This window comes from Polymorphobacter fuscus, from assembly GCF_011927825.1.
In the GTDB taxonomy this organism is placed as follows: domain Bacteria; phylum Pseudomonadota; class Alphaproteobacteria; order Sphingomonadales; family Sphingomonadaceae; genus Sandarakinorhabdus; species Sandarakinorhabdus fusca.
In genome coordinates this window covers 2677064-2700926 of the sequence record NZ_JAATJI010000001.1, presented here as the reverse complement: position 1 = coordinate 2700926, position 23863 = coordinate 2677064, and the positions used below count along the sequence as shown (strand labels likewise).

Sequence of the window (23863 nt, the reverse complement as noted above, 5' to 3'; positions counted from 1 at the left end):
CGGCATGAAAATCCTCCTCATCGCCGCCATGATCGCCGCGGCCGCCGCCCCCGCAACCGCCGCCGCCCCCGACATGGCACGCTGGCAGGCGCAGGCGGCGCGGGTGACGATCCGGCGCGACGATTGGGGCATCGCCCATGTCCATGGGCGCACCGACGCCGATGCGGTGTTCGGCATGATCTATGCGCAGGCGGAGGACGACTTCAACCGCGTCGAGACCAACTTCATCAACGCCCAGGGCCGGCTCGCCGAGGCCGAGGGCGAAGCTGCGATCTGGCGCGATCTGCGGATGAAATTGTTCATCACCCCCGAAGCGCTCAAGGCCGATTATGCCCGCAGCCCGGCGTGGCTGAAGGACCTGATGGTCGCCTGGGCCGATGCCCTCAACTTCTACCTCGCCACCCACCCGCAGGTGAAGCCGCGCGTCATCACGCATTTCGAGCCGTGGATGGCGTTGAGTTTTTCGGAAGGCAGCATCGGCGGCGACATCGAAAGCGTGTCGCTGGGCCAACTCGAGGCCTTTTACGGGCAGAAGCCGGTGGCGCCGTCCGCCGTCGAAACCGGGGCGCGGCGCCCGGAGCCTTTGGGCTCCAACGGCTTTGCCATCGCTCCGTCGCACAGCCGGGACGGCCACGCCCTGCTGCTGATCAACCCGCACACCAGCTTCTTTTTCCGTTCCGAAGCCAAGGTCGAAAGCGATGCCGGCCTCAACGTCTATGGCGCCGCGACCTGGGGGCAGTTCTTCACCTATCAGGGCTTCAACGCCACCGCCGGCTGGATGCACACCACCTCGGGCGCCGACGCCGTCGACGAATATGTCGAAACCACCCGCACCGTCGCCGGCCGCACCGAATATCGCTTCGGCACCGAATGGCGGCCGATGACCTTGGTCGAAGTGACGGTGCCGTATCGCGACGCCGCCGGCGTGCTGCAGTCGCGCCGCTTCACCACCTTTCGCACCGTCCATGGCCCGGTGGTACGCGCCGCCGATGGCAAGTGGATCAGCGTCGCCTTGATGAACAAGCCGCTCGCGGCGCTCGAGCAGAGTTTCCTGCGCACCAAGGCCGCCGACCTCGCCGGTTTCCTGAAGGTCGCCGAGCGCAAGGCCAATTCATCGAACAACACGATCTTTGCGTCGGCGAAGGGGGAGATCGCCTATCTCCACCCGCAGTTCATGCCGCGCCGCGATGACCGCTTCGATTACAGCCGCCCCGTCGACGGCAGCGACCCGGCGACGGCGTGGCAGGGCGAACATGCGCTGTCGGAACTGCCGCAGGTGCTGACGCCGAAAAACGGCTGGGTGACCAACACCAACAACTGGCCGTGGCACGCTGCCGGCGCCGACAGCCCCAGCGCCGCCGCCTTTCCGCGGTACATGGACAAGGCCGGCGAAAATCCGCGCGGGCCCAACGCCGTGCGGGTGTTGTCGGCGCGCCGCGACTTCACCGTCGATAGCCTGCTCGCCGCCGCCTATGACAGCTATCTGACCGGCTTCGCCAGCCTGGTGCCCACGCTGGTCGCGGCCTATGACCGGCTGCCCGCCGCCGACCCGCAGCGCGCCGCGCTGGCCGCCCCGATCGCGGCGCTGCGGGGTTGGGACTACCGATCGTCCGAAACGTCGGTGCCGATGGCGCTGGCGACCTTCTGGGGCGAATCGCTGGTCGCGCGCTTCGGCGCCGCGGCCAGGCAGGACGACGAAGCGCTGGTGCCGTTCCTGGTCGCCCGGCCCAGCGACGCCGACCGGCTCGACGCCTTTGCCGAAGCGACCGAGCGGCTGACCCGGGATTTCGGCACATGGGACACGCCCTGGGGGCAGATCAACCGCTTCCAGCGGCTGACCGGCGACCTGGTACAACCGTTCGACGACAGCAAGCCGAGCCTGCCGATCGGCTTTTCCTCGTCGCAATGGGGGTCGCTGCCGGCGTTCGGCGCGCGGCCCTGGCCGGGCACGAAGCGCTGGTACGGCACCTATGGCAACAGCTTCGTCGCGGTGGTCGAATTCGGCCCTGCGGTGTCGGCGCGGGCGATTTCGGCGGGCGGCCAGAGCGGCGACCCCGCCTCCCCCCATTTCAACGACCAGGCCGAACGCTATCGCAGCCATGATTTTCGCCGCGTCTATTTCACTGATGCCGCGTTGAAGGGCCATGTCGAGCGCAGCTACCGGCCGGGGGAATAAGCCGGACGGCGGCCCCGCTCAATCTTCCCCGAACTTGTCCATCACCAGCCCGGCCAGCTTCGCCACCGCGGCTTCGGCATCGGGCCCGGCGGCCGAAATCTGGATCGATTCGCCGATGCCGGCGGCGAGCATCATCAGCCCCATGATCGAGGTGCCGGTGACGCTGCTGCCATCATGGCTGACCGTCACTTCGGCATCGAAGCTGCTCGCCAGCGTCACGAACTTGGCGCTGGCGCGGGCATGGAGGCCGCGCTTGTTGGTGATCGGAACGGTGACTGGCCCGGCAACGGGGCCGGAAGGCGCTTCGCCACCGGCGGTCAAGCGGCTTCGCCCAGCATCTTCGACGCGACGGCGATATATTTGCGCCCCGCCTCCTGCGCCGCTTCCACGGCGGCGGCGACCTTCATCGTCTTGCGCACCGACGCCAGCTTGATCAGCATCGGCAGATTGACGCCGGCGATGACTTCGACATTCGGCGCCATCAGCGAAATCGCCAGGTTCGACGGCGTGCCGCCGAACATGTCGGTCAACATGATGACGCCCTGGCCCTCGTCGGTCGCCTTGATCGCGGCCTCGATGTCCTTGCGGCGAAGCTCCATGTCCTCGTCGGCGCCGATGCAGATGGCGACGACACGGTCCTGCTTGCCGACAACATGTTCGGTCGCCGCCAGGAATTCCCTGGCAAGGTCGCCGTGCGTGACAAGAATCAGCCCGATCATGTCGCGCTGCCCTGACCCGTCAAAGGGGCCGCTGTCAATATGGCGGCATCATTGCCATTGCTGGCGACATCACGGTGGACGAGCAGCGGGGCATGGCCCGCCGCCGTCAACCGGTCGTGAAGTTCGCACGCTACGGCGACACTGCGGTGGCGGCCGCCGGTGCACCCCACCGCGATGGTCAGATAGGCCTTGCCCTCCGCCCCATAGCGCGGAAGCAGGGTCAGCAGCAGGTCGGCGATGCGGTCGACCGCCGGGGCAAAGGCCGGGTCGGCGGCGACATAGGCGGCCACGGCCGGGTCCTCCCCGGTCAACGGGCGCAGCGCGACGTCCCAATGGGGGTTGGCGAGGAAGCGCATGTCGAACACCAGGTCGGCGTCGCGCGGCAGGCCGGCGGCAAAGCCGAAGGATTCGATGGTGACGGTCAACCCGCCGTCCGCCGACCGCCCCAGCTGTTCGGCGATGCGGCGGCGCAGGTCGGCGACCGACAGCCCGGTGGTGTCGATGACCATGTCGGCCCAGCGCCGCAGCGGCGCCGTCAGCGTGCGTTCGCGGCCGATGCCATCGGCCGCCGGCCGGTCGGCGGCGAGCGGGTGGCGGCGACGGGTTTCGGAAAAGCGCCGGGTCAGTTCGTCGTCCGAACAATCGAGGTAGAGCAACCGTATATCGACCCCTTCGGCGCGCAGCGTGCGCAGCCGCACCACCAGCGCCTCGGCGTCGAACGCGCGGGTGCGGGTGTCGATACCGAACGCCAGCGGACGCGGCGGGCCGTCCCCGCCTTCCGCCGAGTTGAACAGGCTGTCGACCATGTCGAGCGGCAGATTGTCGACAGCTTCATAATCCAGGTCTTCGAGCGCTTTCAGCGTCGAGGACTTGCCGGCCCCCGACATGCCGCTGACGATCAGGATCGGCGGGGTTTCGGCGGGAAGGGCGGGCGCGGCGGGCACAGGGGCTTTTACGGCCGGCACGCGCGCCTGCAAAGCCCGCTCGACCTTCAGCGGCGCCGATTCGTCCCGGGGCGACAGCATGGCACAGGGAATGGCGATGCCGCCGAAGTCGCGCGATGCCGCCTCCGGCAGCCGCTCCGGGGTTCCGGCAAGATCGATGACGAGCGCCACCCGGGCTTCGCGCAGCGCCGGCTCGGCGACGATGCCGACACCGCGGACTTCGATCAGCCCGGCGATCGGCGCCGGCGCCGAGGCCCAGAGCGCGCCATCGCGCACCGTCAGCACCACCCGGTCGTCGGCCACCAGCCGCCAGCCGCGGTCGATCAGCCGCAGCGCCAGGTCGGACTTGCCCGCTCCCGACGGCCCCAGCAGCAGCACGGCGCGGCCGTCCAGCGCGACGGCGGTGGCATGGACGGTCGGTGTCATGCCGTCGCCGGCAGGGCGACGGTGAACAGCGCGCCGCCGCCGGGAGCGTCCTCCACCCCGATGCTGCCGCCATGCGCCTCGATGATGGCGCCGGCAATCGACAGGCCCAGCCCCGAATGACGGCCGAAATCCTCCGCCTCGGGCCGCTGCGAATAGAAGCGCTGGAAGACATCGGCGCGGTTTTCGCGCGGCACGCCGGGCCCGGTGTCGGCGACCGACAGCCGCACCCGCCCATTGTCGGCGGCGACCGTCACCTGCACATGGCCGCCCGGCGGCGAAAACGACAGGGCGTTGTCGATGAGGTTGCGCAGCACCTGCGCCAGCCGCGCCGGGGCGCCGCGCACCAGCGCCGGCTGGCCGGGCTCGGCATAGCCGATCGACAGGTCGGACGGCAGGCCGGCGGTGTGATAGGCAGCGACCAGCCCGGCCGCGAGCGCCCCCAGGTCGACCGGTTCGAAGCGTGTCCGCGACAGTTCGGCATCCAATCGGCTGGCATCGGCGATATCGCTGATCAGCCGGTCGAGCCGGCCGACATCGTCGCGAATGACCGCCAGCAGCCGCGCGCGCAGCGCCGGCGCCTCGACGCTTTCCAGCGTGTCGACGGCGCTGCGCAACGACGCCAGCGGGTTCTTCAGTTCATGGGCGACATCGGCGGCAAAGGCCTCCGTGGCATCGATGCGCAGCCGCAGCGCGATCGACATGTCCGACAGCGCCCGCGCCAGCGCACCGATCTCGTCGCGCCGCTCGGGCAGCCGCGGCACCACGACCTCGCGGCTGCGCCCCAGCCGGACGCGGTGCGCGGCGATGGCGAGCATGCGCAGCGGCCGCACGATGGTGCGCGCCAGATACCAGGTCAGCCACAAGGTCAGCCCGGTGACGCTCAGCAGCAGCCAGAACGACGTCAGCCGCTCGGCCCGCAAGATCCGCGTCAGGTCGCCGGCATTGTCGGTCAGGTGGACCGTCCCGCCCGAGGCAACGGCCGCGGCGGCGCCGAGCATGAAACTGCCATCGGCGGCGCGGCGCAGCCGGGTGACGGCACCGGGGCCGTCCAGCGCCGCGATTTCGGACCATTGCGCCGCCGTGTCGGGCACGGCCTCGCGATAGGGCGGCAGCCGCTGGAACGAGCCGACGACTTCCAGCGCGCGATCGATGAAGCGCGCCGAACGCCGGCGCCAGCTCTGCTGCGCCGGGTCGTCGACGACGAAGCGGGTGACGCCGGGGCGCCGCCAATTGTCGGCCGCGACCTGCCCGTTGCTGTCGTACAGCCGCAGCCGCGTGCCGCGATCGAAGCTGCGCTGTTCAAGGCTGGCGACGCGCAGCGACGGCGGCAGGTCGGCGGCGAAGCCGGCGATGGTCGTCGCCTGGTCGGCGAGCGCCGCGGTGCGCTCGTCGAGCAGGCGCGACCGCACCGTATCGATGTAGAGCAGCATGATCGCCAGCACGATGACGGCGATGATGTTGACCGCAAAGATCCGCGCCCTGAGCGAACCGAAGCCCAGGTTTCGCCGCCATTCCTGAACCTCCGACGGTTCGCCGGCGGCACGCGCCTGCGACGCCGCGTCGACGCCGCGCTCAGGCTTCGTTGAAGCGATAGCCGACCCCATACAGCGTTTCGATGCCCTTGAATTCATGGTCGACGGCGCGGAATTTCTTGCGCAGCCGCTTGATATGGCTGTCGATGGTGCGATCATCGACATAGACATCGTCCTGGTAGGCGGCATCCATCAGCTGGTCGCGCGACTTGACGAAGCCGGGCCGGCTGGCCAGCGTTTCCAGGATCATGAATTCGGTGACGGTCAGCGCGACATCGCCGCGGCGGCCCTCGCCGGCGTCCCAGGTGACGCGGTGGCGCGCCGGGTCCATCGTCAACCGGCCGCGGATGATCGGTTCGGTGGCGACGATCTCGCTGCCCTCCTCGGCCGGCAGCGCCCGGTTGGCGGCGCGGCGCAGCACGGCGCGGATGCGTTCGATCAGCAGGCGCTGGCTGAACGGCTTGCCGATATAATCGTCGGCACCCATCGCCAGGCCGAGCGCCTCGTCGATCTCGGTATCCTTCGACGTCAGGAAGATCACCGGCACCTGCGATTTTTCGCGCAACCGGCGCAGCACCTCCATGCCGTCCATGCGCGGCATCTTGATGTCGAGCACGGCAAGGTCGGGCGGATTGTCGATGAGCGCCTTGAGTGCCGAATCGCCGTCCGAATACATGCGGACGGTGAAGCCTTCGGCCTGCAGGGCGATCGACACCGAGGTCAGGATATTGCGGTCATCATCGACAAGCGCGATGACCGGAGGGGGGGCGGCATCAGACATTGGCGCTGTTCTCGCGCCGCAATGCCGATTTGGCAATGGCAAGCACAGCGGCGGACCGAGCGCGGCTCATGGCAGCAGCAGCGGTTCCTTCTTCTTGCGCGGCTGCGAAAAGGTGCGCGCCTGGTCCATGATCTGGTCGAGCGCCGACACATCGGTCGTCGGCGTGTCGGCGCGGCTCTGGGTGAGCTGGCCACCCTCGAGCAGCGCCCGCAGCGCGGTGCGGGCGCGGGCGACGCGGCTCTTCACCGTGCCGGTGGCGCATTGGCAGATTTCGGCGACTTCCTCGCAGGTCATGCCGCCGGCGCCCATAAGCACCAGCGCCTCGCGCTGTTCGGCGGGCAGCTGCATCAGCGCGCGCTGCATGTCGCCCAGTGCCACATGGCTGTCCTGCCCGGCCGGGATGGCGAGCAGCAGGTCGGCGGAATATTCGTCCCATTCGCCCTTGAAGCGCGCGCGCCGCGCCTGGGAGAAATAGATGTTGCGCAGGATGACATGCGTCCAGGCGCGCATGTTGGTGCCGGCGACGAAGCGGTCGCGCGCCACCCAGGCCTTCAGCATCGTTTCCTGCACCAGGTCGTCGGCGGTATCGGGGTTGCCCGACAGCGAGCGGCCGAAGGCGCGCAGATGCGGGATGACGGCCGCCAGCGCCGCCTTGAATTCGCGGTCGCCGAGCGCTGCGGGGGCGGAGCGTTCCGGCTCCCCCTCCCCCAGCTTTTCGAGAAGTTCGAGGAACACTGCCGGCAGCGTCGCTTCCTCGACGGCGGCAAAGGCGAGCCGCAGATAGGTGCCGATGTCGCGCTCCGCCGGCGTCTGGGCGGCGGCGCCCGGCAGGCGGTCGACGGGGGCAGTCTGTGGTCGGCGGCTCATCGCAGGGGTCCCTTTCGGTGGAACGTCGAAGTCGGCGTCAGGCGCCCGGCTGGGCGGTCGAGTTGAAGAACAGCGCCTGGGCAATCGCGGCCTTCACCGTTGCCGTCTGGAACGGCTTGGTGATCAGGAATGTCGGCTCCGGGCGCTCGCCCGTCAACAGCCGTTCCGGAAAGGCGGTGATGAAGATGACCGGCACCGAGGCTTCGGCGAGCATGTCGCGCACCGCATCGACACCGCTGCTGTGGTCGGCGAGCTGGATGTCGGCGAGCACCAGGCCCGGCCGTTCGGCGCGGAACATCGCCGTCGCCTCGTCGGCAGTGGTCGCCATTCCGGTGACGCCATGGCCGAGATCGCGGACGATGGTCTCGATATCAAGCGCGATGATCGGCTCGTCCTCGATGATCAGCACGCGGGTCGTCGTCTGGCGATCGATGTCGGCAAGCGCCTCGGCGACCAGCTTGAGCACTGCCGGCGTCGGCTGGTCGATCAGATAGCCGACATCGTCGCTGGTGAAGCCTTCCATCGCGCTGAGCAGCAGCGCCTGGCGCGGCAGCGGCGTGATCGCCGCCAGCCGGCTGCCGGCCATGACCTCGAAATCGCTGTCGGCGTCGGTGCTGGTCGTCTCTGCGCCGCTGTCCCGCCAATGCGCCTGGAAGGCCTTGTACAAGGCCAGCCGCGGCGGCACATCATTGGCGAAGCTGCCCCGGTCGGCGACGATCGCCGCAAGCGTGGCGGCGACGGCGGCGTCGCCTGCCGCCTGCGATCCGGTCAGCGCGCGGGCGTAGCGCCGCAGATAGGGCAGGTGGGGCGCGATTTGCGAAGCGAGCGACATGGCAGGAACCCTTTGATGTTCGGGGCGTTGAATTGGCGCCTGGCAGAAATTTTACCGGCTGTCGCCGTTCTGACTTGGCCAACGATGTGTACAGCCAATGGTTCCCACGGTCATTGGATATAGTGATCTGGCAGTTGAAGTGACTATTTTTGATCGGGAAGAGCGATGCAGCATGTCAAAAGCCCGGTCAGTGTCGCATATAGCCATGCAAGATCCCGTGGCACCGACACATTCTGGCTGAAACAGATGGCTGAGAAGATCCCCACCCCGCCTCCGGCGCCGCAGCGCCAGCCGCCGGTCGATGGCGCCGATCCGATCGCGGCGACGCTTGCCCGCGCCTATGCCGCCACGCTCGCCGAACCGCTGCCGCCGCGGCTTGCCGATCTGCTACGCGCGCTCGAATAGCCGGATCCACACGTCGTTGACGACCAATCGCCAGCTTTCGAAGACTTTGGGCGGCGCGCTGATTTTGGCGCTGTTGCCGATGGGGCTGCTCGCCGTCTTGCTGTCGCTGCGCAGCTACAATGCCGTCATCGCGGTCCAGGGCGCCGTTTCGCCACTGGGGCTGTTCGGAATCGTCCTGCCGGTGCTGATCTGGATCACTGCGCTGGTTGTCGGCTGGTACGCCGTCAGCCGCCTCGTCGTCCAGCCGCTGCTCGCCATCGAACGCGGCATGGCGCTTTACGGCCGCAGTTCCGACCCGGCGCGGACGCGGCTGCGCTTCGGCGCCCGCGATTTCGGCAGTGCCGAACTTGCCAGCCTCGCCGCCAGCTTCGATTCGATGGCCGACGAGATCGACCAGCACAGCCGCAACCTGCGCAGCGCGCTTGTCGAACAGCAGCGGCTGACGCGCGAGGTCCATCACCGGGTCAAGAACAACCTGCAGATCGTTTCCAGCCTGTTGTCGCTGCAGGCCCGCGGCGCCGACAGCAGCGAAAGCGCCCAGACCTATGCCGTCATCCAGGCCCGGCTGGCGGCGCTGATGCACGTCCATCGCTGGATGTACGACGACGCCACCAGCCATGGCGTCGATCTGACCTCCCTCGCCGGGGAATTGTGCGCCGGGCTTGAAACCAGCCTCGTGTCGCCGGCGCATCCCAAGGTGACGATGGTCTGCGAAACGGCGCCGATCATCCTGCATCCCGATGCCGCCGTGCCGGTGGCTTTCCTGATCACCGAGCTTGCCAGTCTCGCCGCCTCCTATGCCGAACCCGGCCCGCTCGAAATCTGCGTGTCGGCGACCTTGCTGCCGCGCAACGGCGACGACCCGGTGAAATCGAAGATCGCGGTCGAATCCGCCGGCTTCAAGGGCGTCGATCATATCGCCGCGGCCAGCATGACCCCGACGGCGCGCATCATCCACGGCATGGCGCGGCAGCTGCGCAGTGCGCTGGTGCACGATGCCGATATCGGCTGCTATTCGGTGACCTTTGCCGGATCGGCCTGATCGCCGCCGGTGATGCGCCGCCAGATGCGCGCGGCCATGTCGAGAATCGAGTCATTCGCCGGCAGCGACTCCAGCGCCGCCTGCGCCGCCGTAACGTGGTCGCGCATGCGCACATCCGCGTCGGTCGATCCGGCACCTTCCGGCACCATGCCCTCGTCGGCGGCGGCGATCCGGTCACCCAGGTCCTGCGCCCATTCCGCGAGCAGCGCCTGCTGCTCCGATCGGCTGAGATTGCGGTCGTCGAGGATCGCCTGCGGGTCGGTATACCAGGCGGCCGGGTCCTGCCGGACCAAGTCGAAATCGCTGGTTTCGTCGCTGTGCGTCATGACCTGTGCCCCGGATGCCCTCATGGTGGCGACATAACGACCCACCGCGGAACCGGTTCCGCCGGGCGTCATGCGCCGTCGATCTGCATTGCTTCCGCCGCCAGCGCCGAGGCTTCGAGCAGCAACGCCGTGTCGGCGGTGCCCGCCACCCGTTCGCGACCGACTTCGAGAAGCACCGGCACCGCCAGCGGCGACACCCGGTCGAGCGCCACCAGCACCAGATTGCGCTGCGCGGTTTCGAGCAGCGCCGCCAGCCGGTCGATGTCGGTCAGCTTCGACCGGGCGTCGTGCCAGGCGGCGGTGAGCAGCAGGTGGCCGGGTTCGTGGCGGCGCAGCACGTCGTAGATGAGGTCCGACGACACGCTCATCGCCTTGCCGGTCTTGTGCTGCCCCGGCAGCGTCCGTTCGATCAGCCCGCCGATGATCGCGACTTCGCGAAACGCCCGGCGCAGGAACGGCGACGCCGCCATCCATTCGGCCAGTTCCTCTTCGAACACATCGGGGGAAAACAGCGGCCGCGGGTCGGTGACCTGCTGCAAGGACCAGACCGCGACGACATAATCGCTGCCGACAAAGCCCAGAGGCTGCAACCCCGCTGCCTCCATGCGCTGGGTCAGCAGCATGCCGAGCGTCTGGTGAGCGTTGCGGCCGGCAAAGCCATAGGCGACCATGAACCAGCGGCCATCGCGTTCGAAGGTTTCGACCAGCAGGTCGTCGAGCCCCGGCAACAGCGACCGCCGCTGCTGGATTTCCAGCCATTCGCGCACATCGGGGGGCATTTCGGCCCAGCGTTCGGGCGCATTGAACAGCCCGCGCACCCGCGCCGCGAGGTTGGTGCTCAGCGGCATGCGGCCGCCCACATAGGTCGGCACGCGCGGGTCGCCCCGGCCATGGCGGACGAAGATGTCGGGGCCTTCGAAGCCGGTCACTTCCAGCGTCTGGCCGGCGAACATGAAGCTGTCGCCGATGCGCAACTGCCCGCCGAACCATTCCTCGACCTGGCCGAAGCGGCGCCCGCTGCGGCCGTTCTTGCCGAAGACGACGTTCATCGTCACCGCCTCGACGATGGTGCCGGCGTTGAGCCGGTGCTGCGCCGCCAGCCGGGGGTGCGTCAGCCGCCAGCTGCCGTCCTTGCCCTGTTTCAACCGCTGGTAACGGTCATAGGCGCTGAGCGAATAACCGCCGGTGGCGACAAAGGCGATGACCTCGTCGAAGCGCGCCCGCGCCAGCCCGGCATAGGGCGCCGCGCCGCGGATTTCCGCAAACAGTGCATCGGCCTGGAACGGCGCTGCCGCCGCACAGGCGACGATATGCTGGGCGAGCACATCGAGCCCGCCGGGGCGGAAGCGATCCTCGTCGAGCTCGCCCTCGCGCACCGCATCCTGCGCCGCCAGCGCCTCCAGATATTCGAAGCGATTGCCCGGCACGACGATGGCGCGGCTGGCTTCGTCCATGCGGTGGTTGGCGCGGCCGGTCCGTTGCAGCAGCCGCGACGACCCCTTGGGCGCCCCCATCTGGACGACAAGGTCGACATCGCCCCAGTCGATGCCGAGGTCGAGGCTGGCGGTGGCGACGATGGCGCGCAGCCGGCCGCTGGCCATGGCATTTTCGGTCTTGCGGCGCGCTTCGGCCGACAAGGATCCATGGTGGATGCCGATCGGCAGCGCCTGGTCGTTTTCCGCCCACAGGTCGCGGAACACCAGTTCGGCGACGGCGCGGGTGTTGACGAAAACGATCGCCAGCCGCGACGCCTCCAGCCGGCGCATGACGGCGCGCGCCGCCCAGCGGCCATTGTGGCCGGCCCAGGGAATGCGATCCTCGATGACGAGGATTTCCACCACCGGCTCGGCGCCCGGGTCGCCCGTCACCAGCCGCACCGCGGCGCTGTCGGCATCGGGCGCCAGCCAGCCCTGATAGGCCTCGGGGTCGGCGATGGTGGCGCTCAGCCCGACGCGGCGCATGTCGGGCGCCAGCGCCTGCAGGCGGGACAGGGCCAGGCTCAGCTGGTCGCCGCGCTTGGTCGTCGCAAAGGCGTGGATCTCATCGACGATGACGGTCTTTACCCCGGCCAGCATGGCGGCGGCATCGGGATAGGAAATCAGCAGCGCCAGCGATTCGGGCGTTGTCAGCAGGATGTGCGGCGGCCGTTCGCGCTGCCGGCGCTTGCGGTCGGACGGCGTGTCGCCGGTGCGCGTCTCGATGCGGATATCGAGGCCGATCTCGGTCACCGGCGTCAGCAGATTGCGCTGCACATCAACAGCGAGCGCCTTCAGCGGCGACACATAGATGGTGTGGAGCCCGTCGCGGGGGTTTTCGGCAAGGTCGGCGAGCGTCGCCAGGAAGCCGGCGAGTGTCTTGCCGGCGCCGGTGGGCGCCACCAGCAGTGCGTGGCTGCCGTCGCGCGCCGCCGCCACCATTTCGAGCTGGTGCCGCCGCGGGTGCCAGCCGCGCTGCGCGAACCAGGCGGCAATGGGTGGGGGAAGCGACACGCCGTTGATATAAGGGGCGGTCAGCGGCAGCGAAAGGTGACCCCATGCCGACAGGTTCGTGTCTCTGCGGCGCCGTCCGCTTCACCGTCGCCGGCGAACTGGCGCCGCCCGATGCCTGCCATTGCAGCCAGTGCCGCAAGCAGACGGGGCATTATTGGGCGTCGACCGATGTCCCGCGCGCGGCGCTGACCGTCGAAGGCGCCGACAATGTCACCTGGTACCAGTCGTCCGAAAAGGTCCACCGCGGCTTTTGCGCCACCTGCGGCAGCGTGCTGTTCTGGGACCCGCCGGCGCGCGACAGCATCGCCATCGCGATGGGCGCGTTCGACGGGCCGACCGGCACACAGCTCCACATGCACATCTTCGTCGCCGACAAGGGCGATTATTACGACATCGGCGACGGGCTGCCGCAGCATATGGCCTGACGGCCGCCGGCGCGCCGACGTGCCGACACGCCGCGCTGGCGGATCGGGGCGGCGCATCCCATATTCGGGGCATGGCATCCCCCGACTGGCTCGTCCCCCATCCCGAAGGCATCCATATCGTCCCGGCCGATGTGTGGATCGACCCGTCGCAGCCCAAGGACAAGGCGCTGGTCACCCATGGCCATGCCGACCACGCGCGGTCCGGCCATGGCAAGGTGCTGGCCACCGCCGAAACGCTGGCGATCATGGGCGTCCGCTATGGCGACCAGGCCGGTGGCCAGGGGCTGGCCTATGGCGAAACGGTGCAGCTCGGCGATGTGTCGGTGCGCTTCGTGCCCGCCGGCCATGTGCTGGGGTCGGCGCAGATCGTCCTCGAGCACAAGGGCCAGCGTATCGTCGTTTCGGGCGACCACAAGCGCCGCGCCGACCCGACCTGCGTGCCGTTCGAGCCGGTGCCCTGCGACGTCTTCGTGACCGAAGCCACCTTCGGCCTGCCGGTGTTCCGCCACCCGCCGACCGGCGGTGAAATCGCCAAGGTGCTCGCCGCCCGCGCCGCCGACCCGGAGCGCGCCGTGCTCATCGGCGCCTATGCGCTCGGCAAGGCCCAGCGGGTCATCGCCGAACTGCGCGCCGCCGGCCATGACGCCCCCATCTTCATCCATGGCGCCATGCAGAAACTCTGCGACCTTTACCGCCATTTCGGCGTCGACCTCGGCGACCTGCGCCCCGCCACCGAGGCCAGGGCCGCCGACATGAAGGGCGCCATCGTCATCGCCCCGCCCTCGGCGCTCGCCGACCGCTGGTCGCGGCGCCTGCCCGACCCGGTGTCTGCGCTCGCCTCGGGCTGGATGCGCGTCCGCCAGCGCGCCGTCCAGCGCGGCGTCGAACTGCCGCTGATCATCTCCGACCACGCCGATTGGGACGAACTGACCGACACCATCACCGAACTCGACCCGGGCGAAGTCTGGGTAACGCATGGCCGCGAGGAGGCACTGGTCCATTGGTGCGGCCTGCACCAGCGCCGCGCCCGCGCGCTCGACCTGGTCGGGCGCGAGGACGAGGAGGAATAACGCTTGCCGGCAATTCCCGCATCGCGCCGCTGCCACCTTTGACGCCTGCCCCCCGGCACGCCATGACGCTGCCATGTTCCACGCCCTCCGCCCGCTGGTCTTCGCCCTCGATCCCGAACGCGCCCATGGCCTGACGCTGGCGGCACTGCGCTCCGGGCTGGTCCCGCGCGCGCCGGCCGACGATCCCATCCTCGCCACGCGCGTCGCCGGCCTGGCCCTGCCCAACCCCGTCGGGCTGGCGGCCGGGTTCGACAAGGATGTGCTGGTGCCCGACGCCATGCTGCGGCTGGGGTTCGGCTTTGTCGAATGCGGGTCGGTGACGCCGCGCCCGCAGGACGGCAACCCCAGGCCACGACTGTTCCGGCTGGTCGACGATGCCGCCGTCATCAACCGCATGGGCTTCAACAACCTGGGCCTCGACCATGCCGTCACCCGGTTGACGGCACGGCGCGGTCGCCCCGGCATCGTCGGCATAAACCTTGGCGCCAACAAGGATTCGAACGATCGCACCGCCGACTATGTTGCGGGGGTTCGCGCCGCGGGGGCGCTGGCCAGCTATGTCACCGTCAACATCTCGTCGCCCAACACCCCGGGCCTGCGCGCCCTGCAGGACGGCGCCGCGCTGACCGATCTGGTCGCGCGCGTCGTCGCGGCGCGTGGTTCGCTGCCGGTGCCGCTGTTCGTCAAGGTCGCGCCCGACCTGGAGCCTGCCGATTTCGACACCATCGCGCGGATCGCCCTCGATGGCGGCGTCGATGGCCTCATCGTTTCCAATACCACCATCAGCCGCCCGCCGCTGCGCAGCCGCGACGCGGGGGAGGCGGGCGGCCTGTCGGGCGCGCCGCTGGCCCCGCTCGCCCTGGCGGCGCTGCAGGGCTTTGCCCGCGCCACCGGCGGCGCGCTGCCGCTGATCGCCGCCGGCGGCATCGCTTCGGGCGCCGATGCCTATGCCCGCATCCGCGCCGGCGCGAGCGCCGTGCAGCTCTATTCGGCGCTGGTCTATGAAGGCCCCGGCCTCGTGCAGCGCATCAAGGCCGATCTGGCGGGCCTGTTGCGCCGCGACGGCTTTGCCAGCGTCGGCGACGCCGTCGGGGCCTGACGCCGCGGTGCTGCCTCTTGCCGCGGCGAACGACCCCGCTATGGTCCGCGACATGCGAATGATCCTTTCCCGCCGGGCGCTGCCGTTTCTTGTCCTGGCAGCCTGTGCTGCACCGGCCGCTGCCATCGCCCCCGAACCGGCGCCGCCCGGCGCCTTCATCACCGGCGTGTCGTCGGCCGATGCGCGCGGCACCGCCGCCGGCATTGCCATGCTCAAGCAGGGCGGCACCGCAATGGATGCCATCGCCGCGACCTTGCTGGCGCTGTCGGTGGTCGAACCGCAATCCTCGGGCATCGGTGGCGGCGGTCTGCTGGTTTACCAGCCGGCGCGCGGCGGCGCGGCGCTGACCTTCGACGGCCGCGAAAAGGCGCCCGCCGCGGCGACGCCGACGCTGTTCATCGGTCCCGACGGCAAGAAGCTCAGCTACAGCCAGGCGGTTCCGGGCGGCACGAGCGTCGGTGTGCCCGGCAATATCGCCATGCTGGCGCTCGCCCATGGCAAGCTCGGCAAGCTGCCCTGGGAAGCGCTGTTCCAGCCGGCGATCACGCTGGCGCGCGACGGTTACGAGATGACGCCGCGCATGGCCCGCGCCGTCGCCGCCAGCGCCAAGACCCTGAAACTCACCCCGGAGGCGGCCGCGCTGTTCCTCAACGCCGATGGCACGCCCAAGCCCGTCGGCACCCGCATCGTCAACGCGCCGCTGGCCAAAACGCTGGAGGCCATCGCCAAGGGCGGCCCCCAGGCCTTTTACACCGGCGACACCGCCAAGGCGATCGTCACCCGCGTCACCACCGCCCCCAACAACCCGTCGGCGATGACGCTGGCCGACATGGGCGCCTATCAGGCCAAGGCGCGGCCGCCGGTGTGCGCCACCTATCGCCGCCACAAGATCTGCACCATGGGGCCGCCGTCGGCCGGCGGTATCGCCGTGCTGGCGATCCTCAAGCAGCTCGAAGGCTTCGACCTCGCCCGGCTCGGCCCCGACAGTCCGGTGTCGTGGCATTTGCTGGCCGAAAGCCAGCGCCTCGCCTTTGCCGACCGCTCTGCTTATGGCGGGGACAGCGATTTCGTCCCGGTCCCCGTCGCCGGCCTCGTCGCCGATGATTATCTCAAGGCCCGCGGCGGGCTGATCAGCGCCACCGCCACCATGCCCAAGGTGACCGCCGGCACGCCCAGGGGGGCCGCGCCGCGCACCCCGGCCCCCGGCGGCGAAGTCCCGTCCACGACGCATTTCGCTGCCGTCGACCCGGCCGGCAATGTCGCCTCGCTGACCTCGACGGTGGAAGGCGGCTTTGGCAGTTCGCTCGTCGCGGGCGGCATGGTGCTCAACAACGAGCTGACCGATTTCAGCTTCGAACCCATGGCCGATGGCGCGCCGGTCGCCAACCGCGTCCAGGGCGGCAAGCGCCCGCGCTCGTCGATGTCGCCGTCGATCGTCTATGATCCGCAGGGGCGGCCGCTGCTCGCCATCGGCGCCGCCGGCGGCATGACCATCCCGGCGCAGGTCGCCAAGGCCATCATCGGCGTCATCGACTGGAAGCTGCCGGTCGGCGACGCGATCGGACTGCCGCTGATCTACGTCAACCAGGATGTCGTCGTCGTCGAAGCCGGGCCGCAGGGCGAAAAGCTGGTGCCGATGATCCCGGCGTTGAAGGCGCTTGGCCATAATGTCGTCAGCTTTCCGCTGCCGTTGAAGGCCAATGGGCTGGAACGTGTCCCCGGCGGCTGGCGCGGCGGCGTCGATCCGCGCAGCGAAGGCTTTGCCGCAGGTTTTTGAGGAACAGCCCCATGGCCCCCCCCAAATTTCCCCCGCTGCGCCCGGCGCGCCTTGCCGCGCGAGTCGATGCCGCGCCCAACCTCGTCACGCTGTTCCTCGACATGGCGGACGAACGCGGCGAAGCGCCGTTCCTGTCCCGAAAGCTCGCCGGCGTCTGGCAGACGCTCAGCTGGGCCCAGTGCCGCGACATCGTCGCCAGCCTGTCGGCAGCGCTGATCGGCCTCGGCATAAAGCGCGGCGACCGGATCGCGCTGGTCAGCGAAAACCGCCCCGAATGGTGCCTCGCCGACCTCGCCATCATGGCGGCCGGCGGCATCACCGTGCCGGCCTACACCACCAACACCCAAGCCGACCACAGCCACATCCTCGGCAATTCGGGCGCCCGCGCCGTCATCGTGTCCGGCCCCAAGCTGGCCGCCACCCTGCTGCCGGCGGTCGCCGCCAGCGACAATTGCCGCATCGTCATCGGCATCGATCCGCTCAAGGACGGGCAGAGCAGCGACATCGTCGATGAACTCCACATCCACCAGTGGCAGGCGATCGTCGCCGCCCGTGCCGGCCATCTGGCGGAGGATATCGCCGCGATGCGCGCCCGCACGCAGATGCAGCGCCACGACCTCGCCTGCCTGATCTACACCAGCGGCACCGGCGGCGCGCCGCGCGGCGTGCGCCAGCACCATGGCGCGATCATGCGCAACATCGCCGGCGCCATCACCATCATCGAACAGGATTTCGAACCCGGCGACGTCCAGGGCGAATTGTTCCTCAGCTTCCTGCCGCTCAGCCATGCCTATGAACACACCGCCGGCCAGTACATGCCGCTGGGGATGGGCGGGCAGATCTATTACGCCGAAGGGCTGGAAAAGCTCGCCGCCAATATCGAGGAAACGCAGCCGACCTTCATGGTCGTGGTGCCGCGGCTGTTCGAAGTGCTGCGCACCCGCATCGCCAAGCAGATCGAAAAACAGGGCGGCGTCGCCGTCACCCTGCTCAACCAGGCGCTGCGACTCGCGCGCAAGGAAGCCCGCGGCGAACCGCTCAACATCGCCGACCGGCTGCTCGACGCGGCGCTGGAACGCACCATCCGCAAGTCGATCCGCGCCAAGTTCGGCGGCCGGCTCAAGGGCCTCGTCGCCGGCGGCGCGCCGCTCAACCCCGAAGTCGGCGTGTTCTTTTCGGCCATCGGCATCATGATCCTGCAAGGCTATGGCCAGACCGAAGCGGGGCCGGTGATCAGCTGCAACCGCCCCCGTGCCAAGCTGAAGATGCACACCGTCGGCCCGCCGCTGACCGGCGTCGAGGTCCGCATCGCGCCCGATGGCGAGATCCTGGTCCGCGGCGAACTGGTGATGGACGGTTACTGGATGAACGACGCCGAAAGCCACAAGGTGCTGCAGGACGGCTGGCTGCTGACGGGCGACATCGGCCATTGCGACAAGGACGGCCACCTCGTCATCACCGACCGCAAGAAGGACATTCTCATCAACGATAAAGGGGATAATGTTGCACCTCAGCGCGTCGAAGGCATGCTGACCCTGCAGGACGAGATCGCCCAGGCGATGGTCTATGGCGACAAGCGGCCCTATCTGGTCGGCGTCGTCGTTCCCGAAACCGAATGGGCGCTGTGCTGGGCACGCGACAAGGGCGTGGCCCCCGACCTGAAGAAGCTGGCAAAGGAGCCCGAATTCCACCGCGCCGTCATGGCCGCCGTCGACCGCGTCAACGCCCGGCTGTCGGTCGTCGAAAAGGTCCGCCGCATCATCATCGCCGACGAAGCCTTCACCACCGACAACCAGCAGATGACGCCGTCGCTGAAAATCCGCCGCCATGTGCTGAAGCAGGTCTATGGTGCGCGGCTCGACAAGCTCTACGCCGGCTGAGCCGCGCCGCCGTCAGTCCGCCACCGGCACCGTGTAGTTCAGCCCCATCCGGCCGCCATCGGCGTAGATCGTCTCGCCGGTGATGTAGCTGGCGTCGTCGCTGGCGAGGAAGGCGGCGATCGCGGCGATTTCCTCCGGCTCGCCGGCCCGCCCCATCGGCGTGCGCGACAGGATCATCCGCCGCGCCGCATCGTCCGCCAGCACCGCTTCGCGTGCCAGGTCGGTCAGGATCGTGCCGGGGCCGATGCCGACGACGCGGATATTGTGCGGCGCCAGCGCAACGGCGGTGTTCCTGGTCAGCTGGTTGAGCCCGCCCTTGGCGACGTTATACGCCAGCAGCGACGGGATGGTCAGCACGGCGTTGACGCTCGACATGTTGATGACGACCCGCCGCCGGCGGCGATCAGGTGCGGGGCGGCCAGCTGGATGGCGTGGAACGCCGCGGTCAGGTTGGTGGCGATCACCCGGTCGAACTGGTCCGGGGTTTCGGTCAGGATATCGCCGCGCGGCGCGATGCCGGCATTGTTGACCAGCCCGTCAAGCCCGCCCCAGCGCGCCACCACGGCGTCGATGGCCGCTGCGATCGCGTCGCGCTGCGTCACGTCACAGGTGACGAACGCCGCTGCATCGCCGACCGCTGCCGCTTCTTCGGCGCCTTCCGGCAGCAGATCGGCGAGCATCACCCGCGCGCCTTCGGCCACAAAGCGCGTCGCGATCGCCAGCCCCAGGCCGCGCGCCGCCCCGGTGACGAGATAGCGCCGGCCCGCCAGCCGTGCCGTCACGCGCACCAGTGGATGTCGATGTCCATTTCAAGGTCGGCGAGCAGCCGGCCGATCGGCAACTGGCTGGCGGCGCCATCCTTGATTGCCTTTTCAACCAGCTTGCGCTTGTCCGTGCCGGTCAGCACCAGCGTCACCACCCGCGCCGACGCGAGCGCCGATTTGGTCAGCGTCACCCGGTTGACCGGCATGTTCGCCGGCATCGGATCGGGCCGCACACCCATGGCGCGGCGGATCCGGGGGCCGTTGATCGCCCCGTCATAATCGGGGCCGGGGAAGATCGATGCGACATGCCCATCGGCGCCGACCCCCAGCCAGGCGAGGTCGAGCGGCCATTCCAGCGCCGCCAGCCGTTCGTCGGCGGCATGGCCCGCCACCTGCGGATCGGTTTCGCCGGCGCACAGCGGCACCACGCGGGCGCGCCTGGGCAGGAACATCTTGGCCAGCATGCCGACGTTCGACCGCGGATCGGTCGGCGGCACCAGCCGGTCATCGGTCGGCACGATCGTCACATCGGCCCATTCGATCTTGCGCGCCGCCAGCAGTTCCAGCGCCGGCTTGGGCGTCTCGCCGCCCGGAAAGGCGACAATGGCGCGGCCGCGCGCTTCCAGCGCCTGTTCGATGATGAACCCGACATCGCCGGCAACGGCTTCGGCAAGTTCGGTGGCATCGTCATAATCCCACCATTCGGCTTCGATCATTGCAGGCTCCGGCAAAATTGAAGGCGGGCTTTGGCACAGAAGCCGCGGCGGGTCACCCCATCGCGGAACAGCGCGCGGCGGCAAGCGTTCCCCGGGCGACCAATCGTGGAGACCTGCCATGCCCGCCAAATCCGCCGCCCAGCAAAAAGCCGCCGGCGCCGCCCTGTCGGCCAAGCGCGGCGACACGCCGAAATCGAAGCTGAAAGGCGCGTCGAAGGCGATGGCCGAATCGATGACCGAGGCCGAGCTCGACGCGATGGCGTCGACGAGCCGCAAGGGCAAGCCGGAGCATGTGAAGAAATAGCAGGGCCGGCGGCCCTGCCCTAATCCGTCAAATCGTTCCAGGCGTCCTTCAGCTTGTCGAAGAACCCCGTCTGGCGCGGATTGTTGCGGCCGCCCTCGCCGGCTTCGAGCGCCTGGAATTCCTCGAGCAGCTCGCGCTGGCGCTTGGTCAGCTTGACCGGCGTTTCGACCTCGACCTGGACGACAAGGTCGCCATAGCCGCCGCCCGAAACGCCGCCGTTGAGCGCCGGCATGCCGCGGCCGCGCACCCGGAACTGCTTGCCGGTCTGGGTGCCGTGCGGAATCTTGACCACCGCCACATCGCGGTCGAGCCCGGGGACTTCGATCTCGCCGCCGAGCGCCGCTGTGGTGATCGAGATCGGCGCCACCGCGAACAGCGTCGTGCCGTCGCGCTTGAACAGGCTGTGCGCCTTCAGATGCACGAACAGATACAGGTCACCGGCCGGGCCACCGCGCGACCCCGCCTCGCCTTCGCCCGCCACCCGGATCCGCGTCCCGTCATCGACGCCGCGCGGCACGTTGACGTTCAAGGTCTTCTGCTTTTCGACGCGGCCGGCACCATGGCAGGTCTCGCACGGATCGGCGATGATCTGGCCGGCGCCATGGCAGGCGGGGCAGGCGCGTTCGACCGCGAACAGCCCCTGGCGCATGGCGACGCGGCCCTGGCCGTTGCAGGTGGTGCAGGTGCGTGCCGACGTGCCGGGCTTGGCGCCGCTGCCAGCGCAGGGCTCGCAGGCGGCAGCGACCTCGATGGTCAGCGTCGCCGCCTTGCCGCCGAACGCCTCCTCCAGCGTCATTTCGAGGTCGTAGCGCAGGTCCTGGCCACGTTGCGCACCGCCGCGGCCGCGCGGCTGGCGCGCGCCGCCCATGAACTCGCCGAAGATGTTTTCGAAAATGTCGGAAAAGCCGCCGAAGTCCTGCGCCCCGCCGCCACCGCCGCCGCCCTGGGTGAAGGCCGCATGGCCATAGCGATCATAGGCGGCGCGCTTCTGCGGGTCCTTGAGGCAATCATAGGCCTCGCTGATCGCCTTGAACTTCTGTTCGGCGGCCTGGTCACCGGGGTTCTTGTCCGGGTGCCACTTCATGGCGAGCCGACGATAGGAGGATTTCAGCACCGAATCATCGGCACCGCGCTCGCATTCCAGCAGCTCGTAATAGTCGATTTCAGTGCTCATCAAGTGGCTCGCCCCGCAGCCGTGCGTCCCTCGACTTCGCTCCGGATGAGCGGTTCTGGGTCACCATGTCCCAAAAGGAATGCGGTGCATCCCCCTCATCCGCTCATCCCGAGCGAAGTCGAGGGACGCACCCATTCCCGACCGCTTACTTCTTGTCGTCCTCGACATCCGAGAATTCGGCGTCGACGACATTGTCGTCCTTCGGCGCATCGCCCTCGGGCGATGCCGCCTTGGCCGCCTCGGCCGTGTAGATCGCCTCGCCCAGCTTCATGGCGGCGGTCTGCAGCGCCGTCGTCTTGGCGGTCAGTGCCTCGGGGTCGCCGCCGTCGAGGATCGCCTTCAGGTCGGCAACCGCGGTCTCGATCTCCGCCTTCACATCGGCACCGACCTTGTCGCCATGTTCGGACAGCTGGCGCTCGGTCGAATGAATCAGCGAATCGGCCTGGTTGCGCGCTTCGGCGACGGCCCGGCGCTTCTTGTCTTCCTCGGCGAACTTCTCGGCATCCTTGACCATCTGCTCGATGTCGTCCTTGGACAGGCCACCCGACGGCTGGATGCGGATCTGCTGTTCCTTGCCGGTGCCCTTGTCCTTGGCGTTGACCGCGACAAGGCCGTTGGCGTCGATGTCGAAGGTCACTTCGATCTGCGGCATGCCGCGCGGCGCCGGCGGAATGCCGACCAGGTCGAACTGGCCGAGCAGCTTGTTGTCCGCCGCCATCTCGCGCTCGCCCTGGAAGACGCGGATCGTCACGGCCGACTGGTTGTCGTCGGCGGTCGAATAGGTCTGCGACTTCTTGGTCGGGATCGTCGTGTTGCGGTCGATCATCCGGGTGAACACGCCGCCCAGCGTCTCGATGCCCAGCGACAGCGGCGTCACGTCGAGCAGCAGCACGTCCTTGACGTCGCCCTGGAGGACGCCGGCCTGGATCGCGGCGCCCATGGCGACGACTTCATCGGGGTTGACGCTGGTATTGGGCTCCTTGCCGAACAGTTCCTTCACGAACTGGCGGACGCGCGGCATGCGCGTCATGCCGCCGACGAGAATGACTTCGTCGATCTCGCTGGCCTTGACGCCGGCTTCCTTGATCGCGTCGAGGCACGGCTTGCGGGTGCGCTCGATGAGGTCGAGGACCAGCTTTTCGAGGTCGGTGCGGGTGATCGTCTTGACCAGATGCTTCGGCCCGGTCGCGTCCGCCGTGATGAACGGCAGGTTGACTTCGGTCGATGCCGACGACGACAGCTCGATCTTGGCCTTTTCGGCGCCTTCCTTGAGGCGCTGCAGGGCGAGCTTGTCCTTGGTCAGGTCGATGCCTTCGGACTTCTTGAAGTCGGCCGACAGAAATTCGACCAGCTTGGCGTCGAAATCTTCACCGCCGAGGAAGGTGTCGCCGCTCGTCGACTTCACTTCGAACACGCCATCGCCCAGTTCGAGCACCGACACGTCGAAAGTGCCGCCGCCAAGGTCATAGACGGCAACGGTCTTGGCTTCGGTCTTCTTGTCGAGGCCATAGGCGAGCGCGGCCGCGGTCGGCTCGTTGATGATGCGCAGCACTTCCAGCCCGGCGATCTTGCCGGCGTCCTTGGTCGCCTGGCGCTGGGCGTCGTTGAAATAGGCCGGCACGGTGATGACGGCCTGGGTGACGGTTTCGCCCAGATAGGCCTCGGCGGTTTCCTTCATCTTCTGCAGGATGAAGGCGGAAATCTGCGACGGCGAATAATCTTCATTGCCGGCCTGGACCCAGGCGTCGCCATTGGGGCCCTTGACGATCTTGTACGGCACCAGCGCCGCGTCCTTCTGGGTCAGCGGGTCGCTGAACGAACGGCCGATCAGGCGCTTCACCGCGAACACGGTGTTTTCGGGGTTGGTCACCGCCTGGCGCTTGGCCGGCTGGCCGACCAGTCGCTCGCCATCCTTGGTGAATGCCACCTGCGACGGCGTCGTGCGCGCGCCTTCGGCATTCTCGACAACCTTGGGGGTCGACCCTTCCATGACGGCAACGCAGCTGTTGGTGGTGCCGAGATCGATACCGATGACTTTTGCCATGATCTTGCTTTCGCCCTTTTGTTCGTGGAGCCCGTGCGACAGCACCCCGAGGCAGCGCCGCCCATCGTCTC

Annotated in this window: 21 protein-coding genes and 1 pseudogene; 9 read left to right on the top strand and 13 right to left on the bottom strand. The window is 68.7% G+C overall.

What is annotated here, in order from left to right; translation table 11 throughout:
- The first annotated feature begins 4 nt into the window (after positions 1-4).
- Positions 5-2176 (top strand): penicillin acylase family protein, encoded by a 2172-nt coding sequence (locus tag GGQ62_RS12850; RefSeq protein WP_152578691.1) that lies wholly within the window; start codon positions 5-7, stop codon positions 2174-2176.
- Between the two features lie 18 nt (positions 2177-2194).
- Here GGQ62_RS12850 and GGQ62_RS12845 read toward each other — a convergent pair whose 3' ends face one another.
- The 7 genes from GGQ62_RS12845 to GGQ62_RS12815 form a co-directional block, all read right to left on the bottom strand.
- Positions 2195-2497: an HPr family phosphocarrier protein gene (locus GGQ62_RS12845; protein ID WP_152578690.1), complete on the bottom strand. Its 303-nt coding sequence runs from the start codon at positions 2495-2497 to the stop codon at positions 2195-2197.
- Positions 2494-2895, bottom strand: coding sequence for a PTS sugar transporter subunit IIA (locus tag GGQ62_RS12840; protein WP_152578689.1), 402 nt, complete (start codon positions 2893-2895; stop codon positions 2494-2496). The genes GGQ62_RS12845 and GGQ62_RS12840 overlap by 4 nt, the downstream gene beginning before the upstream one ends.
- Positions 2892-4265 carry an RNase adapter RapZ gene (gene rapZ / locus GGQ62_RS12835; RefSeq protein ID WP_152578688.1) on the bottom strand — a complete coding sequence of 458 codons (1374 nt, stop codon included), beginning with the start codon at positions 4263-4265 and terminating at the stop codon, positions 2892-2894. Before rapZ ends, GGQ62_RS12840 begins: the two co-directional genes overlap by 4 nt.
- A complete protein-coding gene (locus GGQ62_RS12830) occupies positions 4262-5869 on the bottom strand; it encodes a sensor histidine kinase (RefSeq protein ID WP_152578687.1) in 1608 nt (535 codons plus the stop codon). Before GGQ62_RS12830 ends, rapZ begins: the two co-directional genes overlap by 4 nt.
- Entirely contained in the window at positions 5838-6578 is a 741-nt protein-coding gene (locus tag GGQ62_RS12825) for a response regulator transcription factor (RefSeq protein ID WP_152578686.1), read from the bottom strand. Before GGQ62_RS12825 ends, GGQ62_RS12830 begins: the two co-directional genes overlap by 32 nt.
- A 66-nt stretch (positions 6579-6644) precedes the next feature.
- Entirely contained in the window at positions 6645-7445 is an 801-nt protein-coding gene (locus GGQ62_RS12820; RefSeq protein ID WP_152578685.1) for a sigma-70 family RNA polymerase sigma factor, read from the bottom strand.
- Positions 7446-7482: 37 nt separating this feature from the next.
- Complete coding sequence (locus GGQ62_RS12815) at positions 7483-8277, bottom strand: response regulator (RefSeq protein ID WP_152578684.1); 795 nt, start codon at positions 8275-8277, stop codon at positions 7483-7485.
- Positions 8278-8523: 246 nt separating this feature from the next.
- Between GGQ62_RS12815 and GGQ62_RS12810 the strand changes: the two genes are divergently transcribed.
- Positions 8524-8682 (top strand): hypothetical protein, encoded by a 159-nt coding sequence (locus GGQ62_RS12810; protein WP_167649624.1) that lies wholly within the window; start codon positions 8524-8526, stop codon positions 8680-8682.
- A gap of 16 nt (positions 8683-8698) precedes the next feature.
- Positions 8699-9724: a sensor histidine kinase gene (locus tag GGQ62_RS12805; protein ID WP_167649622.1), complete on the top strand. Its 1026-nt coding sequence runs from the start codon at positions 8699-8701 to the stop codon at positions 9722-9724.
- On the opposite strand, the gene GGQ62_RS12800 is transcribed toward GGQ62_RS12805, so the two are convergent.
- Together GGQ62_RS12800 and GGQ62_RS12795 are read right to left on the bottom strand one after the other, a co-directional pair.
- A complete protein-coding gene (locus GGQ62_RS12800) occupies positions 9694-10122 on the bottom strand; it encodes a hypothetical protein (RefSeq protein WP_152578682.1) in 429 nt (142 codons plus the stop codon). The two genes, GGQ62_RS12805 and GGQ62_RS12800, sit on opposite strands and share 31 nt — an antisense overlap.
- Complete coding sequence (locus tag GGQ62_RS12795) at positions 10119-12539, bottom strand: ligase-associated DNA damage response DEXH box helicase (RefSeq protein ID WP_152578681.1); 2421 nt, start codon at positions 12537-12539, stop codon at positions 10119-10121. The genes GGQ62_RS12800 and GGQ62_RS12795 overlap by 4 nt, the downstream gene beginning before the upstream one ends.
- A gap of 44 nt (positions 12540-12583) precedes the next feature.
- Between GGQ62_RS12795 and GGQ62_RS12790 the strand changes: the two genes are divergently transcribed.
- From GGQ62_RS12790 to GGQ62_RS12770, 5 genes are all read left to right on the top strand, one after another.
- On the top strand, positions 12584-12964 hold the full coding sequence (locus GGQ62_RS12790; protein WP_152578680.1) for a GFA family protein: 381 nt from the start codon (positions 12584-12586) through the stop codon (positions 12962-12964).
- Between the two features lie 71 nt (positions 12965-13035).
- Positions 13036-14034, top strand: a complete 999-nt coding sequence (locus GGQ62_RS12785; RefSeq protein ID WP_152578679.1) for a ligase-associated DNA damage response exonuclease — start codon at positions 13036-13038, stop codon at positions 14032-14034.
- A gap of 73 nt (positions 14035-14107) precedes the next feature.
- Entirely contained in the window at positions 14108-15133 is a 1026-nt protein-coding gene (locus tag GGQ62_RS12780) for a quinone-dependent dihydroorotate dehydrogenase (RefSeq protein WP_152578678.1), read from the top strand.
- A 52-nt stretch (positions 15134-15185) separates the two neighbouring features.
- Positions 15186-16910, top strand: coding sequence for a gamma-glutamyltransferase (gene ggt / locus GGQ62_RS12775; RefSeq protein ID WP_152578677.1), 1725 nt, complete (start codon positions 15186-15188; stop codon positions 16908-16910).
- A gap of 11 nt (positions 16911-16921) precedes the next feature.
- Positions 16922-18790, top strand: a complete 1869-nt coding sequence (locus GGQ62_RS12770; RefSeq protein WP_152578676.1) for an AMP-dependent synthetase/ligase — start codon at positions 16922-16924, stop codon at positions 18788-18790.
- Between the two features lie 12 nt (positions 18791-18802).
- On the opposite strand, the pseudogene GGQ62_RS12765 reads toward GGQ62_RS12770, so the two are convergent.
- Positions 18803-19491: pseudogene (locus tag GGQ62_RS12765) on the bottom strand (SDR family NAD(P)-dependent oxidoreductase).
- Between the two features lie 77 nt (positions 19492-19568).
- Positions 19569-20270: a 6-phosphogluconolactonase gene (gene pgl, locus GGQ62_RS12760; protein WP_152578675.1), complete on the bottom strand. Its 702-nt coding sequence runs from the start codon at positions 20268-20270 to the stop codon at positions 19569-19571.
- 118 nt (positions 20271-20388) lie between these two features.
- On the opposite strand from pgl, the gene GGQ62_RS12755 reads away from it, so the two are divergent.
- Positions 20389-20574: a DUF3008 family protein gene (locus GGQ62_RS12755; RefSeq protein WP_152578674.1), complete on the top strand. Its 186-nt coding sequence runs from the start codon at positions 20389-20391 to the stop codon at positions 20572-20574.
- A gap of 19 nt (positions 20575-20593) precedes the next feature.
- Here GGQ62_RS12755 and dnaJ read toward each other — a convergent pair whose 3' ends face one another.
- Together dnaJ and dnaK are read right to left on the bottom strand one after the other, a co-directional pair.
- Positions 20594-21748, bottom strand: a complete 1155-nt coding sequence (gene dnaJ / locus GGQ62_RS12750; RefSeq protein WP_152578673.1) for a molecular chaperone DnaJ — start codon at positions 21746-21748, stop codon at positions 20594-20596.
- A gap of 145 nt (positions 21749-21893) precedes the next feature.
- Positions 21894-23792, bottom strand: a complete 1899-nt coding sequence (gene dnaK, locus GGQ62_RS12745; protein WP_152578672.1) for a molecular chaperone DnaK — start codon at positions 23790-23792, stop codon at positions 21894-21896.
- Positions 23793-23863 lie beyond the last annotated feature (71 nt).

Bases quoted from the DNA above. Each gene is read 5' to 3' on its own strand.
- GGQ62_RS12850 (WP_152578691.1), top strand. From the start codon at position 5: ATGAAAATCCTCCTCATCGCCGCCATGATCGCCGCGGCCGCCGCCCCC.
- GGQ62_RS12840 (WP_152578689.1), bottom strand. From the start codon at position 2,895: ATGATCGGGCTGATTCTTGTCACGCACGGCGACCTTGCCAGGGAATTC.
- rapZ (WP_152578688.1), bottom strand. From the start codon at position 4,265: ATGACACCGACCGTCCATGCCACCGCCGTCGCGCTGGACGGCCGCGCC.
- GGQ62_RS12830 (WP_152578687.1), bottom strand. From the start codon at position 5,869: ATGGGGTCGGCTATCGCTTCAACGAAGCCTGAGCGCGGCGTCGACGCG.
- GGQ62_RS12825 (WP_152578686.1), bottom strand. From the start codon at position 6,578: ATGTCTGATGCCGCCCCCCCTCCGGTCATCGCGCTTGTCGATGATGAC.
- GGQ62_RS12820 (WP_152578685.1), bottom strand. From the start codon at position 7,445: ATGAGCCGCCGACCACAGACTGCCCCCGTCGACCGCCTGCCGGGCGCC.
- GGQ62_RS12815 (WP_152578684.1), bottom strand. From the start codon at position 8,277: ATGTCGCTCGCTTCGCAAATCGCGCCCCACCTGCCCTATCTGCGGCGC.
- GGQ62_RS12810 (WP_167649624.1), top strand. From the start codon at position 8,524: ATGGCTGAGAAGATCCCCACCCCGCCTCCGGCGCCGCAGCGCCAGCCG.
- GGQ62_RS12800 (WP_152578682.1), bottom strand. From the start codon at position 10,122: ATGACGCCCGGCGGAACCGGTTCCGCGGTGGGTCGTTATGTCGCCACC.
- GGQ62_RS12790 (WP_152578680.1), top strand. From the start codon at position 12,584: ATGCCGACAGGTTCGTGTCTCTGCGGCGCCGTCCGCTTCACCGTCGCC.
- GGQ62_RS12785 (WP_152578679.1), top strand. From the start codon at position 13,036: ATGGCATCCCCCGACTGGCTCGTCCCCCATCCCGAAGGCATCCATATC.
- GGQ62_RS12780 (WP_152578678.1), top strand. From the start codon at position 14,108: ATGTTCCACGCCCTCCGCCCGCTGGTCTTCGCCCTCGATCCCGAACGC.
- ggt (WP_152578677.1), top strand. From the start codon at position 15,186: ATGCGAATGATCCTTTCCCGCCGGGCGCTGCCGTTTCTTGTCCTGGCA.
- GGQ62_RS12770 (WP_152578676.1), top strand. From the start codon at position 16,922: ATGGCCCCCCCCAAATTTCCCCCGCTGCGCCCGGCGCGCCTTGCCGCG.
- pgl (WP_152578675.1), bottom strand. From the start codon at position 20,270: ATGATCGAAGCCGAATGGTGGGATTATGACGATGCCACCGAACTTGCC.
- GGQ62_RS12755 (WP_152578674.1), top strand. From the start codon at position 20,389: ATGCCCGCCAAATCCGCCGCCCAGCAAAAAGCCGCCGGCGCCGCCCTG.
- dnaJ (WP_152578673.1), bottom strand. From the start codon at position 21,748: ATGAGCACTGAAATCGACTATTACGAGCTGCTGGAATGCGAGCGCGGT.
- dnaK (WP_152578672.1), bottom strand. From the start codon at position 23,792: ATGGCAAAAGTCATCGGTATCGATCTCGGCACCACCAACAGCTGCGTT.